The sequence below is a fragment of the Amycolatopsis sp. WAC 01416 genome, from assembly GCF_003947485.1.
Lineage (GTDB): Bacteria > Actinomycetota > Actinomycetes > Mycobacteriales > Pseudonocardiaceae > Amycolatopsis.
Genome location: NZ_QHHX01000010.1, coordinates 91,876 through 106,693 on the forward strand (window position 1 = coordinate 91,876; position 14,818 = coordinate 106,693).

The 14,818-nt window shown below is 69.0% G+C and carries 10 protein-coding genes; 5 read left to right on the forward strand and 5 right to left on the reverse strand.

What is annotated here, in order from left to right; translation table 11 throughout:
• Nucleotide 1: 1 nt before the first annotated feature.
• Nucleotides 2–1,747: a hypothetical protein gene (locus DL990_RS31490; RefSeq protein ID WP_125801031.1), complete on the forward strand. Its 1,746-nt coding sequence runs from the start codon at nucleotides 2–4 to the stop codon at nucleotides 1,745–1,747.
• Here DL990_RS31490 and DL990_RS31495 read toward each other — a convergent pair.
• A complete protein-coding gene (locus DL990_RS31495; protein WP_125800854.1) occupies nucleotides 1,741–2,445 on the reverse strand; it encodes a class I SAM-dependent methyltransferase in 705 nt (234 codons plus the stop codon). The two genes, DL990_RS31490 and DL990_RS31495, sit on opposite strands and share 7 nt — an antisense overlap.
• A gap of 39 nt (nucleotides 2,446–2,484) precedes the next feature.
• Between DL990_RS31495 and DL990_RS31500 the strand changes: the two genes are divergently transcribed.
• On the forward strand, nucleotides 2,485–6,423 hold the full coding sequence (locus tag DL990_RS31500) for an alpha-(1->3)-arabinofuranosyltransferase (RefSeq protein ID WP_125800855.1): 3,939 nt from the start codon (nucleotides 2,485–2,487) through the stop codon (nucleotides 6,421–6,423).
• Here DL990_RS31500 and DL990_RS31505 read toward each other — a convergent pair.
• Entirely contained in the window at nucleotides 6,391–7,197 is an 807-nt protein-coding gene (locus DL990_RS31505) for a hypothetical protein (protein ID WP_370451383.1), read from the reverse strand. The two genes, DL990_RS31500 and DL990_RS31505, sit on opposite strands and share 33 nt — an antisense overlap.
• Nucleotides 7,198–7,452: 255 nt before the next feature.
• A complete protein-coding gene (locus tag DL990_RS31510; protein ID WP_125800856.1) occupies nucleotides 7,453–8,652 on the reverse strand; it encodes a lipopolysaccharide biosynthesis protein in 1,200 nt (399 codons plus the stop codon).
• A gap of 68 nt (nucleotides 8,653–8,720) precedes the next feature.
• Between DL990_RS31510 and DL990_RS31515 the strand changes: the two genes are divergently transcribed.
• A complete protein-coding gene (locus DL990_RS31515; RefSeq protein ID WP_125800857.1) occupies nucleotides 8,721–10,412 on the forward strand; it encodes a hypothetical protein in 1,692 nt (563 codons plus the stop codon).
• A 3-nt stretch (nucleotides 10,413–10,415) separates the two neighbouring features.
• A complete protein-coding gene (locus DL990_RS31520) occupies nucleotides 10,416–10,595 on the forward strand; it encodes a hypothetical protein (protein ID WP_125786340.1) in 180 nt (59 codons plus the stop codon).
• A 925-nt stretch (nucleotides 10,596–11,520) separates the two neighbouring features.
• Here the strand turns inward: DL990_RS31520 and DL990_RS31525 are convergent.
• Nucleotides 11,521–12,753 (reverse strand): glycosyltransferase family 4 protein, encoded by a 1,233-nt coding sequence (locus tag DL990_RS31525; RefSeq protein ID WP_125801033.1) that lies wholly within the window; start codon nucleotides 12,751–12,753, stop codon nucleotides 11,521–11,523.
• Nucleotides 12,754–12,916: 163 nt separating this feature from the next.
• Between DL990_RS31525 and DL990_RS31530 the strand changes: the two genes are divergently transcribed.
• On the forward strand, nucleotides 12,917–13,612 hold the full coding sequence (locus DL990_RS31530; RefSeq protein ID WP_125800858.1) for a bifunctional 2-polyprenyl-6-hydroxyphenol methylase/3-demethylubiquinol 3-O-methyltransferase UbiG: 696 nt from the start codon (nucleotides 12,917–12,919) through the stop codon (nucleotides 13,610–13,612).
• Here the strand turns inward: DL990_RS31530 and DL990_RS31535 are convergent.
• On the reverse strand, nucleotides 13,609–14,643 hold the full coding sequence (locus DL990_RS31535; protein WP_158632671.1) for a DUF3068 domain-containing protein: 1,035 nt from the start codon (nucleotides 14,641–14,643) through the stop codon (nucleotides 13,609–13,611). The genes DL990_RS31530 and DL990_RS31535 overlap by 4 nt on opposite strands.
• Between the last annotated feature and the right edge of the window lie 175 nt (nucleotides 14,644–14,818).

The window sequence follows — 14,818 nt, forward strand, 5'->3', positions numbered from 1 at the left end:
CTTGCTCGTCCGGGGGAAGAGACCTTCGCCGGTCACGCTCGCCGCGTTCGTCGCGGGTGTGGTCCCGTTCGTCCTGCACGCGTGGGCCGCGCTGCGCGGCAGCCTCGCGCAAGACGACTTCGTGATCACCTATCACGCCGCGAAGTCGGGCCCGTTCGACTTCGGTTATTTCTTCCAGGACTACCACGGCCACCTCGCGCCGGGCGGATTCCTGCTCGCCGACGTGCAGACCGCGTGGGCGCCGCTGGACTTCGCCGTGCTGATGGCACCGGTCCTGCTGATGCAGGCGGCGGCCTCGGTGCTGCTGTGGGCGGTACTGGTGCGCTGTTTCGGCCGCCGGTGGGGGATTCTCGTCCCGTTCACGATGTTCACGACGTCGACCTTGCTGCTGGTCCCGACGTTGTGGTGGGCGTACGCGATCCAGATCGCGCCCGTGCTGCTGGCCGCCACCGCCGCGCTGCACGCGCACGTGCGGTACCTCGCCGACGGCGGGCGCTGGGCGATCGCCACCGTGGCCTGGACCGTGTTCGGGCTGGCCTTCTACGAAAAGGCCGTGTTCATCCCGGTGCTGATCGCCGGGATCACCGTGCTGCTCGGGATTTCCCTGCGCCGCCACCTCGTGCTGATGGGTGTCCTCGCCGCCGTCCTGGCGGGCTATGCCGTCGTTTTCCTGGCCTTGACGACGAGCCAGGTCGGGCAGGGCGGCGGCGCGGTCACCGTCGGCACAGTCGCGGACATGACGGGCCGGATGCTCGGCGACACCCTGCTCCCTGGACTCGTGGGCGGCCCCTGGTCGGGACCGGGTCCTGGTGCGACGTTCGCCGCTTCTCCTGTGGTGGTAAGGATTCTGCTGCTGCTCGTGGCCGTCGGCGTGTTGTTCGCCGGGGTTCGCGTTGGCGGGCTCCGGGCCAGGAAGGCGTGGATCCTGCTGGGCCTGGTGTTCGTCGCGGACATCGGGCTTTCGGCGGCCACCCGGCTCACCGAGGTCGGTCCCGAACTGGGCAGCGATCCCCGCTACGTCGCCGATCTCGCGCTCGTCGTCGTGCTGTGTCTCACTTTCGCCTTCCTGGAGCCGAAACCGTTGGACCGGCCTGCGGATCCCGAGCCGTCCACGGCGAAACGGCCGCTGGCCCTGGCGTTGTGCCTCGCCCTGATCGTGAGTTCCGCCGTGGGGTTCTCCCGGCTGGCGCCCGGACTGCGGTTCGACCACTCCCGGGAGTTCCTCGCGAACGCGCGGGCCTCGATCGAACGGGATCCCGATCTCGTCCTGTACGACACCGTGGTGCCGAACGACATCCTGCACGGCTGGTTCGGCGAGAACGCCCGCACCTCCCGGGTGGTGGGCCTGATCCCCGGCGCTCTGTTCGACCAGCCGACGAGCCGGATGTCCCTTTTGGACGATACCGGCACCGCGAGGACGATCGCCGGCGTGGAACCGGTTTCCCGTGGCCTGCCAGGCCCGGTGGCGGGCTGCGGCTACACCGTCGGCGAGCAACTGGTCCGGGTTCCGTTGGACACCCCCGTTCTCGGCCGCCACCTGCTGCGGATCGACTATTTCACCTCGGACGGCGGTGAAGGTTTCGTCGACCGCGACGGGGTGCGCGTGCCGGTCTGGTTCCAGCCCGGCCTGCACACGATGTACCTGCCGATCGAGGGCTTGTTCGACAAGATCGGCTTTCAGCTGTCCGCCAAGGGTGCTCCCGTCTGTCTCGCGAAGGTCGACGTCGGCAAGCCGCTCACTCAGTAGGGGTCGTACGGGCTGTCGTGGCCGAAGATCTTCGCCACCGGCGCCAGCCGGAGCCGCAGCAGGATCTTGATCCCGACGTTGCGGATGAACCACGGCAACTGGGCGATCACGCGCAGCCTGTCCTTCGCCGACGGCGGGGCGAGCCGGAACCGGGCCATCGACGTCGCGCGGTCGAGATAGGTGTAACGCCGTCCGAAGAGGACTTTCGCGATCGTGCCCAAGGTGACGCCGATCGACGAAAAGCAGTCGTGGACCAGGATTTCCCCACCGGCGGTCAGGTTTTCCGACCAGCGAAGGTCGTCGGTGTAGGTCCAGTAGTCGTGTTTGCCGTCGATGTAGAGCAACTGGATCGGGCGGTCCCAGCGCGGCCGGAGCTTCGTGCTGTACTCCGCCACGAGTTCCACGACGTCCTCGACGCCCGCCTTTCTCAGGTTGGCCTCGAATCGTTGGCGTGTCGGCGATCCGCCGAACAGGCGGCCGTCGACGAACGGGTCGACGGCGACCACCCGTGCGCCGACCGTGCGGGCGGCACTGGCGAGCACGATCGTCGAACGGCCCTGGTGGCTGCCGATTTCGACGATGAGGTCGCCCTTGTCCAGGCGGCACGCCGCGGTCCACAAGGCCAGGCCCTGCTCCCGCGTCATCCAGCCCTTGACGGGTTCGGCGAGCGACCACGCTTCTTCGAAACCGTCTGTCATAGGCGCATAGTAGCCACGTTTCCGCCTAGTATCTACCGGATGGTAACCCCCGGGGCGCTGGTGAAACGACCCAGCACGTGGATCGTGCTGGCGCTCACCGTGCTGTCCTTTGTGCAGCGTCCCGGCAGGACGACCTTCGACACGAAACTGGACCTCGCGGTGGATCCGCTCGCCTTCCTCGGCCGGGCGCTGCACCTGTGGAATCCCCAGGCGACGGCGGGGGAGTTGCAGAACCAGGCGTACGGCTACCTGTTCCCGATGGGGCCGTTCTTCGCCCTGTGCCAGGCGGTCGGGATGCCGGTGTGGATCGCGCAGCGATTGTGGTGCGCGATCCTGCTCTCGGTCGCGTTCGGTGGCGCGCTCCTGGTGGCCCGCGCGCTGAAAATAGGGAACGAACGGACTCGGCTGATCGGAGCAGTCGGTTACGCCCTCGCGCCGAGGATGGTCACCGAAATCGGTTCGCTGTCCTCGGAGATGCTGCCCGCCGTCCTGCTGCCGTGGGTGCTGCTGCCGCTGATCCTCGCCGACCGCGTCGGCTCGCCACGTCGAGCCGCCGGGTTGTCGGCGCTCGCCGTGCTGTGCATGGGCGGGATCAACGGCGCGATGGTCGTGATGGCGCTCGTACTGCCCGGGTTGTGGCTGCTGACCAGGAAATGGCGAAGTACGCACGTCGAACTCGTCATCTGGTGGTTCGTCTTCGTCGCAGGCGTGATGCTGTGGTGGATCCTGCCGCTGGTCCTGCTCGGCCAGTACAGCCTGCCGTTCCTCGACTACATCGAATCCGCGACGAACACCACGGCGCCGATGTCGTTGTTCGAGGTATTGCGCGGCACGAACCAGTGGGTCGCCTATGTCGTGCAGGGCACGCCGTGGTGGCCGTCGGGCTGGGCGCTGGTCGACAATCCCGTGCTGATGGCGGCGACCGGGCTGGTGGCCGCGGTCGGGCTGTTCGGCCTCGCGCGGCGCGGCCTGCCCGAGCGGCGGTTCCTGGTGCTCGGCGTCTTGACCGGGCTGACGCTGCTGACCGTCGGCTATGTCGGGACGCTCGACAGCCCGCTGGCGGAACCCGTCCGGCAGCTGCTCGACGGCCCGCTCGCGCCACTGCGGAACGTGCACAAGTTCGAGCCGGTGCTGCGGCTGCCGTTGATGCTGGCCTTCGTCCACGGCATCACGAGTGCCGCGCCGGCACTACGCCGCCATCTGCGGCCCGCGCTGGGCGCCCTGCTGGTCGTGGCGATGGCCGCACCGGTGTGGCTGCTGATGTTGCGGCCGGGGCCTGGCTGGGACGAGGTGCCGGGATACTGGTACGACGCGATGGGCCATGTCGCCAAGACCGACGCGACGGCGCGTACGTTGCTGCTGCCCGCGACCGGCTTCGGCGAGTACGACTGGGGCCGCACGGTGGACGAACCGGCGCAGGCCATCGCGGACAGCCCGTGGGCCGTGCGCAACCAGGTCCCGCTGGGCTCGGAGGGCAACACCCGCCTGATGGACTCGATCGACGCGGCGTTGGCCGACGGTAGAGGAGAGCCCGGGCTCGCCGCGCTGCTCGCGCGGTCGGGCTACCGGTTCCTGGTGCTGCGCGGCGACATCGACCGCGCCAAGGTCGGCGCGCCCGATTTCACGACGTTGCGCGCAGGGCTGGCGGGATCGCCGGGGATCGAGAAGTCGGCCGAGTTCGGGCCGCTGGAGATCTTCGAGGTGAAACGGCCCGTTCCGCTCGTCACCGCGACGTCCGCGAAGGACGTCCCGACGGTGAGCGGTGGCCCGGAGAACCTGTTGCCGTTGATGAACTCCGGGCAGCTCGATCCCGGTACGCCGACGGTGCTGACCGGGGACGGCGGCTCGCCGACCGGGCCGAGGCTGGTCACCGACGGGCTGCGCCGCGCCGAACGCAACGTCGGCGGGGTGCGGGACAACCTGAGCCAGACGCTGACCGCCGGGGAATCGCCGCGTCAGCAACGAGCCGCGCTCGACGTGCTGCCGTTCCCCGGCGAGCAGCACCAGACCGTGGCCGCGTACCGGGGGATCCGCTCGGTGAACGCGTCGACGGCGGCGTCGTTCGCGGACGCGTTCGGTGGTTCGGATCCGAGCCATCAGCCGTTCGCCGCGTTGGACGGGGATCCCCGCACCGCTTGGCATTCGTCGAGCTTCACCGGCCCGATCGGCCAATGGCTCGAAGTCGAACTGGACACCCCGAGGCTGGTGAACACGGTCGACGTCGCGATGGTCGACGACATCCGGGTCGGCTGGCCCGCCACCCGGATCCGGATCACCACGGACAACGGTTCCGTCGATCACCAGGTCGTCCGGGGCGAGGGGGCGCACTCCTATCCGGCGCCGCCGGGGGTGACGCGCAAGGTGCGGATCACGTTGCTGTCGCTCGTGGTCGGCAGGCAGGACGGCAACGTCGGGATCTCGGAGCTGAAGATCCCCGGCGTCGACCCGCAACGCGCGCTCGAAGTCCCCGCGGACCTGTCCGCCGGTGCGGCGCCGGGCTTCGCGTTCACGCGGGGTCAGCAGCCGAGGTACTCGTGTGTGCCGGACGGCGAGCACGTCCGCTGTGACGCCGACGCGGCCCGCGACGGTGAAGAACCGGACGGGATCCGGCGGCTGTTCTCCACGGCGTCGCAGAATGCTTACGAGTTCGGCGGCACCGTGCTGCCCGCCGGTGGTGGCCGGGTTCCGGTGGCCTTGCCGGGCGTGCGGGTGTCCGCGACGTCGCAACTGGGCGGGGATCCTTCGGCGAGCGCGTTCGCCGCGGTGGACGGGAATCCGGCGACTACGTGGCTGCCCGACATCACCGACTTGCGGCCGACGTTGACCCTGGGGTGGGCGAAACCCCAGACCATCTCCGGTATCCGCGTCGCCGCCGATCCACGCGCGCCCGCACGGCTGGAGCTGACGACGCCGACTTCGAGCCGCTCCGTGGAACTCGACGCCTCCGGCGCGGCGACGTTCCCGCCGCTGGAGACGTCACAGCTGAAGATCGCGTTCGCCGGTCTCGACGACGACCAGCGGACCCGGAACTCGCTGGGCATCGGGAGCCTGTCCCTGACCGGTGCCGAACTTCCCGCTCCGGACTCGGAATTCACGGTGCCCTGCGGATCGGGCCCGAACGTCCACTTGAACGGCTTCGACTACGACACGTCCGTCCGCGGCACCCTCGCCGACTACCTCGCGCACCGGCCGCTGACGCTGTCCGCGTGCCCCGACTCCGCCGGCGGCGTCGACCTGGCGGCGGGCGGACACGAACTGCGTACCGACCGGTCCGAGTCCTTTGTGGTCCAGGATCTGTGGCTCAAACCCGCCGGGCAGGCTGTTTCGCCCGCCGCGCATCGCGCCGTCACCGTGGACTCCTGGGACGCGACGTCCCGGACGGTCACCGTGGCGGGCGGCGACGAGTCCATTTTGGCCGTCCCGGAGAACGCCAACGCGGGCTGGACCGCGTCACTGAACGGGACTCCGCTGGTGAAGACGCGCGTCGACGGCTGGCAGCAGGCGTGGATCCTGCCCGCGGGCTCGGGCGGCATCGTCCGACTCGAGTTCACGCCGGACTGGAAATACCGGTCCGGCCTGCTCATCGGCGCGATCGCGATCCTGGCCGTACTGATCGGCGTACTGTGGCCGGTCCGCCGGCGCCGCGTCTCCGTCGAGGCGGGTTCCGGTGTCGTCGTCCCCGTGGTCCTCATCGGACTGCTGGCCGTCCTCGGCGGAATGCTGCCGATCGTGCTACTGATCGCCGTCCTGCTGGCCCGCCAGTTCAGCGAACGCGCGCCGCGGTACCTCGCTTTCGGCGGGATGGTCGCGGGCACCCTCGTCGCGGTGGTGGGGCGGCTGCTGGGGCACGGGCAGGAGTGGGCCTACGGTCCGGTGACGCAGGCTTCGCTGCTGTTGGCGGCGGCGGCGATGGTGGCGATGTGTGTGCCTTGGTTCGCGGGACCGTCACCGGACGCGGACGTCCGGACGGAGTCGTGACCGGGCGCTGTCCAGCGCCGCCCGGAGTTCGGCCGCGACCTCGGCGGGCTCGGAACGCAGGCGTGACGGGAGTGTCTGGAGCACCACGATCCCGGCGGCGGCATAGCGGGCGTTGCGGGCAAGGGTGTTGCGGAAGCCGTCGGTTCCCGCGTGGTACCCGAGGGAATCGATTTCCCAGGCGAAGCCCAGCTCGTCACACCATCCGTCCGGCTGCGCGATGTAGACGCCGTTCGCGTCGAAGATCTTGACATTCCAGCGACACTCGGGCAGATCGGATCTCTGCCAGAGGTTCCAGGCGTCGGCCTCGGCGACCGAACGGGCGCCGCCGAGGATCGGCAGGAGCGTGTTTCGCAACGACTCCGTGCCTGTCCGGCGGCCTTCCTCGAGTTCGTCGGAAAGTGCCCTTGGCAAGCAGAAGCCTCGCTGTACCGACTCGGCCATCATCGCGGTGACCGCGTCCGTGTCCCGTGTCCTTCGCGCCGCGTCGATCACCGCGCGTGGCACCGGAGCGGTCGGGATGCCGGACCGTGCTCTTGGTTTCGGCAGTCGGCGTGACCGTTCGATGTGGACGAACCCGCTGTCGGCGACTGAGCGCTCCGACGGGACAAGGACATGTACCTCATCGGTGCATGGGAGGTTGCGCAGACCGTATCGCTCCAGGGCGCGTACGCCGGTCAGGATCGAGTCGGCACCGGCATGGAGGAGAGCGGCCTGGACCTGCTGTTCGCTCGTCGGCGCACCGTTCTGGAGCAAGACGACGCCGGGCAGCAGCATCCGCCACGTCCCTCCGGGCTCGCATCGTCGCGAGATCGTCCGGCGTGGCATGCCGATGGTTTCAAGTTGCGTCGCCGTGATCACTGCCGAACCGCTGGTGATCAAGGGGTGGCGCGCCCAGTCTCCTCTTCGCACCGAAACAGCATGGAGCCGATCACCGACAGGTTCCGGTCGCTCGGTGTCGTGACCGGACCTTTCGTGGGTGACCGTGTGGATTTTTGGACATCTGACGTCCCAAAATCCACACAGTGCCCCTCAAGTCCGACGCGACCGCCACTCCAGAACGGCGCCGGAAAGTGCCAAACCCCCGGCACAGCAAGACGCGACAGTGACCACCTGAACCGCCGAAGAGTGCAGCCAAGCGGTCACCAGCACCGTCTCCACCACCACCGTCGTCCACATCAGCACGGTCACCCGCCGGTCGCCGGCGGCGAGGCGGGAGAACAGCAGGATCTGGACCAGCGCGAGCATCGAGCCGGCGAGGGCGAACGGCCAGACCGGCATGGTGCTGGCGGCGTAGCCGGGGCCGCCGATGAAGGAGAGCAAGCGTGGACCGGCGACCACCGAGACGAGGAGTACGACGGCGTCGAGGGCGGCGCAGACGGCCAGGGCGGCGGGCAGGATGCGGCGCCGGTCGTCGCCGTTCGCGAAGCGGGGGAGCACCAGGACACCGACCGCTTGGGGGAGCCAGTAGGCGATTTTCGTGACGATCGCGCCGAGCGCGTACTCGCCCGCCTCGTTCGCGGGGAGGGTGTGGCGCGCCAGTACCAGGTCGAGGTTCACCAGCAGGACCAGCGCCAGCATCGCCTGCGCCGCGTGCAGGACCTCGCCCGCGTGCCAGCCCGCCTTCCGCGGTCGTTGCCGTCCACAGAGGAGCCAGCCGCAGAAGATCACCAGGTACGAGCCGATCGCGGTGCCTGCCAGCGCGCCGGTGGCGTCGCCGCCGATCAGCAGTCCGAGCAGCGAGCCGCCGACCTTGCCCGCGCCTTCGAGTGACATGAGCCCGGCCAGGCGGGCGAACCGGCCGCTGCCCTGCAGCAGACCGTGGAAAAGGCCGAGCAGCGTCAGCGGGCCGAGTGTGACGGCGAGCAGCAGCGCCGGCACGACGGAATCCAGGTGCAGCACGAAGACCAGCACCGGCGCCAGCAGCAGGCCGATGGCCGCGACGATGGCGCTCGTCGTGAGGCCCAGCGCCAGTAGCGTTCCCGAGTCTTGAGGCTTGCGAGCGACGCGCAGGGCGACCACGGTTTGCAGGCCCATCGCGGGGACGACACCGATCACCAGCACCGCCAGCAGTGAACTCAGTTCACCGAACGCGCTCGGCGCGAGCAGCCGGGCGGCGACGATGCTCAGCGCGTAGGCACCGGCGTTGTTGGCCGCCAGCGCGAGCGAAACGAGGATCGCCGCGACACGCTTGTCGGTTCTGGTCTGGTCGACCTCGACGTCTAAGCTCAACGGCGCTCCTATTACCGGCGAGTAATCGAGCGACCATAACCGCGATCGGCGCGGAAAGGAAAGGGCAGTTGGACGCACGGCGTGAGCGGCTCGTCCTGGCCGCGGTGTCGGCGGGGCTCGCGTCGCTGGTGTTCCTGCCGGTGCTCGGACGCGGCTTCGTCCTGAGCTACGACATGGTGTTCGCCCAGCGTCAGTCGCTGGTCCCGGACGCATTGGGCCTCGGTTCCGCTCTACCTCGTTCCGTCCCCGCCGACGCCGTGATCGCGCTCGCGACAGCGGTGATTCCCGGCGATGTGGTGCAGAAAATCGTCCTGCTGCTTTCGCTCTTCGCCGCGGCATATGGCGCAGCACGGCTGGTGCCGACGGAGCAACTCGGTACGCGGATCGTCGCCGCCACCGCATATGCGTGGACGGCCTATTTCGCGGAACGGTTGTTCATCGGGCATTGGCCGCTCCTGCTCACCTACGCCTGCCTCCCGTGGATCGCGCGCGCCGCGCTTTCCCTGCGCCGGGACGAGTCGAGAGCGCTCGCGCGGCTGGTGCTCGCCTGCGCCCCCGCGGTGCTCACCCCGCCGGGCGGTGTACTGGCCGCGCTCACGGCGATCGTCCTGGCCGGGCCTCGGAAACTCGGCCACACCCTCGGTCTCGCCGTCGTGCTCAACCTGCCGTGGCTCGTGCCGACATTCCTGCACGACGGCGGCACGTTGTCCGATCCAGCCGGGGTTGCCGCGTTCAGCGCCCGCGCCGAAAGCTGGGGCCCGGCGATCCTGAGCGTGCTCGGGCTCGGCGGCATCTGGAACGGCGACGTCGTCCCCGGCAGCCGGGGCGCGCCGATGGCCCCGGTACTGATCCTCGTCACGGTCGCCGTGGCGCTGACCGGGATCCGTCCCCTGGTACGAAGGTGGGGGACGCCGCCCGCGAGAGCGTTGGTGCTGCTGGGAGTTCTCGGTGTCGTGCTCGCCGCGCTGGCGACGCTGCCGTTCGGCGAACCCGTGCTGTCCTGGGCTATGGGGCACGTTCCCGGCGCGGGACTGCTGCGGGACGCGCAGAAATGGGTGGCGTGGTGGGCCCTTCCGGTCGCGCTCGGGTTCGCGCTCGCGGCCGAAGCCGCCGCGACACGTCTGCGGACCGGCGCTGCGCGCGGGGCGCTCATCGTGGCGGCCGCGCTCTTTCCCTTGCTCACCATGCCCGATCTCGCCTGGGGCGGCTGGGGGCGGATCGAAGCGGTGCCTTACCCGGAGGACTGGAACGCCGTCCACCGGGTGCTGGCGGAAGACGACCGCCCCGGCGACGTCGTCGCGCTTCCACTGTCCACGTTCCGGAGTTTCGCCTGGAACGACCACCGGACCCAGTTGGACCCGGCGCCGCGCGCGCTGCCCGAAACCGTTCTCGTCGACGACACGTTGCGGGTCGGCGGCGAGGAGATCTCCGGCGAGGATTCCAGAATGGACCGTGTCCGCGCCGCGAAGTCGCCCGAGGACCTGTCCGCGGCCGGAATCGGCTGGATCCTGGTCGAACACGGGACGCCGGGACGGGTCGACGCGCGGTTGCTGACCGGCGCGGAACGGGTGTGGTCCGGTGACTGGCTCACGCTTTACCGCACTCCCGGTGAGCCCGCCGTGACCGAGACGCGATCACCGATCCCCGTGGTGCTGGCAAACGGAGTAGCACTGCTCTCGATCGCCGCCGCACTGTTGTGCCTCAAGTTACCGGTGCGTACATTGAGCCGACGCAGGAATTCCCTGCCGCGGAAGGAGTAGGTCTTGGGTACCCTCATCGGCGCGGCCGCCGCCGTCATCATCGGGCTCGCAACGGCCGCGGGCGGGAGTTACGCGCTGACGAACACCGCCGATCCGGACGCCGCACCCCAGGTGCAGGCGAAGATCAAGGAGCAGTTCAACCCGAATTCGAGCCCGGAGCACATCATTTACGGCAACCGCTGAGCCGGTGTCCCAGCTCGCCTCCGACCACGCCGGCCGGGTCGTCGGGCTCTACGGCGACCCCACCGTTTCCTGGAGCATCCTCCTGGAAGCGAAGCTGTCTTCGGTGCTGACACCGGAAAAGGCGCGGATGCGGCTGGCGGTCGCCGTCGGGGAACGGCCATGGCTCGGGGCCGCTCCCGACGTCGAAGCCGTTGCCGGTGAAGAACTTCCGGCGATCCGTGATCGCTTCGCCGAGGCGTCGTACGAACGCGGCGCGCCGTTGCTTCGCGTCGCCGTCGGCGTCGACGAACCCGTCGTGCTGATCGCCGCGCACCACGGCGCGCTCGACGGTCTCGGCCTGCTCGCCGTCCTCGGCCTGGCCCTCGACATCCCGATCTCGTCCGCCGCCAAGGGCATCGGCGCGCGTACGGCGGATCGATCCTTTCTCACGTCGGCCTTCCAGCGGCTCGCTGAAGCGCTTTTCGCGCCACCGGCCAGGATCACCCCGGAACGGGCCGAAAGTGGCTCAGGAGACGTGTTCAGTGCCCGGATTCTCCCTCGCGCGCGCCTGGGATCCGCGGCCTTCACGGCGGCCGCCGCGAACCTGACCGAGACGTGGAACGCCCGGCACGGTGAGGAGACCGCCAGGGTGGTGGCCGCGGTGGGTGCCTCCTGTCGGGGCGGCGCCGCCCCGGAACCCGAGCACGACAGCGCGTTCTTCCGGTTGCGGGTCGGCCGCGAGCCCTCGGTCGCCGAAGTGGGCGCGCTGCTGGCCACTCAGCCGCCGGAACCCGATTTCCCCGCCCGCAGCAGCAGAATCGCCCGGCTGGGCACCCGGCTGCTGGCGGGCAGGCTCGGGTCGACCTATCTGGTTTCCAACCTCGGCGTCGTTTCGGCGGCGGACGCGGTCACCTCGATCGCGTTCTATCCCGCCGCCAGCGGCCGCTCAGGCGTGGCGTTCGGCGCGGCGACCGTCGGCGAGACGAGCACCGTCACCGTGCGCGCACGCCGCAAGGACTTCGACGACGCCGCCGCGGCCGGGCTGGCCGACGGGATCGTGGAAGCCTTGCGGGATCAGGACCCTGGGCTGGGGGATGGCCACCCCGGCCACGTCGCGCACGAGTGATTCGAATCGGTGCACGCTGTGCTCCCAGTCGAACAGGCCCGCCCAGGTGACCCCCGCCCGGCCCATTTCGTTCCGGCGCGCCTGATCGGCGAGCAGCCCGTCCACCCGCGCGGTGAAATCGGCGAAGTCGTCGGCCAGCAGGCCGGTCTTGCCCTCCACGATGGATTCGGCCACCCCGCCTGCCGCCCGGTAGGCCACCGACGGCACGCCGTGCGCGGCGGCCTCCATGATGACGATTCCCCAGCCTTCCTTGACCGACGGGCACAGGTGCAGCCAGGACCGTTCCAGGATCTCGTGTTTCTCGTTCTCGTCCACCCAGCCGTGCAGCCGCACGCGGTCTTCGACGCCGCGGTCGCGCGCGTGTTCGCGCAGAACCTCTTCCCACGGGCCCTGGCCGACGATCTCGAGCCGCAGTGTCGGCCAGCGCGTGCTCAGTTCCGCGACGACGTCGATCGCGTGCTCGATCCGCTTGTGCGGCACCAGCCTGCTGACGGCGACCAGTGTCGGTTCGGGGGCCCGGACGGCCTTGACGCGTGGGGGAGTGTCCAAACCGTTGGGTACCACGGTGATGCGTGAGCCTTCGATGCCGAGGCCGGCGAGTTCGCCCTTGGTGATCTCGGAAACCGTGACGTAGCGGCAGTGCCGGAACAGCCACGGCGCCAGCCGGGACTCGATCCACCAGCCGATCCGGCCCACCGTCTCGCCGAGCGCGCTGATCCACTGTTCCTTGTGGACGTGGTGCACCAGCACGAGAACCGGGCAGCCCGCCACGAGCCTGGCGAAGAACGGCATCCCGTTCTGGACGTCCACGACGAGGTCGGCGTGCGCGTTCCGGATCGCCCGGAGCGCGTGCGGGTACACGCCGAACTTGTTGCCGCGGCGGCGATAGCGGACGCCGTCGCGCCATTCGCCCGCGTTCGCGCCCGGGTACGCCGCGCACTGGATTTCGACTCGGTATCCGGCTTTGGCGAGTCCCTCCGCCATCCGCTCGACGTACCGCTCGGAGCCGCCGCCTTCCGGATGGCCGGTGTCGCGCCAGTTGACGAGCAGCACACGTGGCCGTTCCATCGTGGTTCTCCCAACCTGTTAGCGACAATGCTAGGTTACCGGTGCGTACACGGTAGATGAATCATTCTCGGAAAGCGATGGTTCGATGGTCGGTAATCGGTCGGTGACCCGTTCGGCGATGCCTCATCGCGCCACCTTGCGCAGATCGGTGACGTTGTTCCGGGCTTTTCTCACCGAACAGACGGATCCGGACGGTTTCTACTCGGTGCTCGCCGAGGACTCCGTCCGGCAATTGGCGCAGCACACTCCGTTGAACGGCCGAACCATCGTCGACGTCGGCGGCGGGCCGGGCTATTTCTCGGACGCGTTCCGCGCCGCCGGAGCCACCTACCTGGGCATAGACCCCGACGTCGGAGAGCTCACGGCGCGGGGAGAGGCCGGGGAGAACATGGTCCGCGGCAGCGGGACGAAACTGCCGGTGCGCACCGGATCCGTGGACGTCTGCTATTCGTCGAACGTCCTCGAACACGTTTCCGAACCGGAGGTCATGCTGGCCGAGATGTGCCGGGTGACCAAACCGGGAGGGACGGTTTTCGCCTCGTTCACACCCTGGTATTCGCCGTGGGGCGGTCACGAGACGGCACCGTGGCATTTCCTCGGTGGACACTACGCCCGGCGGCGTTATCTCGAAAAGAACGGGAAGGAGCCGAAGAACAAATTCGGCGAGAGTCTGTTCGCTTTTTCGGCAGGCGCGGCCGTCCGGTGGGGGGAGGCCACGCCGCTCGCCGATCTTCAGGAGGTGTACCCGCGTTACCACCCCTCCTGGGCCCAATGGATCGCGCGTGTCCCCGGGGTACGGGAGGTCGCGTCGTGGAATCTGGTGTTGGTGCTGCGTAAGCCTTAGTGGCGCGAAGGCGTCGGGCGCCGCTTCACCAGCAGGAAGACTCCGAGCGCGAGGAAGGCCGCGCCGGCGACCCCGAGCACGATCGGCCCGGTGCTCCCGATGAAGTCCAGCTTGCCCTTGTTCTCGCCGACCTGCTTGACCATCGCGTCGACGGTCGCGTCGGTGAAGGTCAGCGTGCCGTCGAAGACCACGGTGGGCGTGGGGTTCGCGGCCGACCGCAGTTCCTGGTGTGAGCGCTGTTCCTGCTTGACCTGGATCCCGGTCACCGGCTCGATCCAGCTGGTGATGGTGCCCGCGTAGAACTGACCCGCCTCGACGGAGTCACCGGTGGCGCCGATGAGCGAGCCCGGCACCTTCTTCGTCGAGATCTTCGTGGTGGGGATCTCCTGGACGAACTTGTAGACCTCGACGCCCTTGATGTCCTCGACGCCCTTGAACCGGGCCTGGACGGCTCGGCCGGTGTTGTCGTCGTAGACCTGGTAGTCCTTCTGCTCGGTGTCGAAGGGGAACTTGAAGTTCAGGCCGGGCTGCGGCTTGTACTCCTGGATCTCCTCGGGCTTCTCGCCCTCCTTCTCGGGCTTGTCCTTGAGCTTGGTGACGAAGCTGCTGTTGGCCGAGCACTTCGCCTCCTGGTCACCACCCGGCGGCATGTAGCCCTCCGCGGTGCGACGGTCGAAGCAGACCTGCCGCTTGCTGGCGCTGACCACGGTCTGGTCGCTGGTGTCGACGACCGAGACGGCCAGCAGCCAGACGGCGACGTCCGTACCCTCACGCATCTCCGGCGGCGCGAAGTTCGCCGCCACGCGGGCGGTCGCCTTCAGCTTGGCGTTGTCGCGGATCTCCGTGACGGTCTTGCCGCCTTCGGTCTTCACGGCGAGCACCTTGGACGCGGTGCCTTCGAGGACCGACGTCGATTCCTGGTTCAGTGGCACCTTGGCGAGTTCGGGTTTCACGTAGGTCGGCAGCAACACCGCGCCGGCGATGGAGAACACCCCTAGGGCCAAGAAGATCAGGCTCAACGCACGTCGCAACGGTCCTCCTGGTGGAACCATGGAAAATCCACATTACCCATCGGTAATCAGTCGTCAGATACTGGCCCGCCCGCAGGTCAGCGTCAAAGGTGTGACCGGCGGTCACAGGCACCGCGTGCGGCCGGAAGGTGGTACCGGCGCCGCCATTCGGCCCAGGCAGCCAAACATGTTTGTT

Bases quoted from the DNA above. Each gene is read 5' to 3' on its own strand.
- DL990_RS31495 (WP_125800854.1), bottom strand. From the start codon at position 2,445: ATGACAGACGGTTTCGAAGAAGCGTGGTCGCTCGCCGAACCCGTCAAG.
- DL990_RS31500 (WP_125800855.1), top strand. From the start codon at position 2,485: ATGGTAACCCCCGGGGCGCTGGTGAAACGACCCAGCACGTGGATCGTG.
- DL990_RS31505 (WP_370451383.1), bottom strand. From the start codon at position 7,197: ATGCTGCTGCCCGGCGTCGTCTTGCTCCAGAACGGTGCGCCGACGAGC.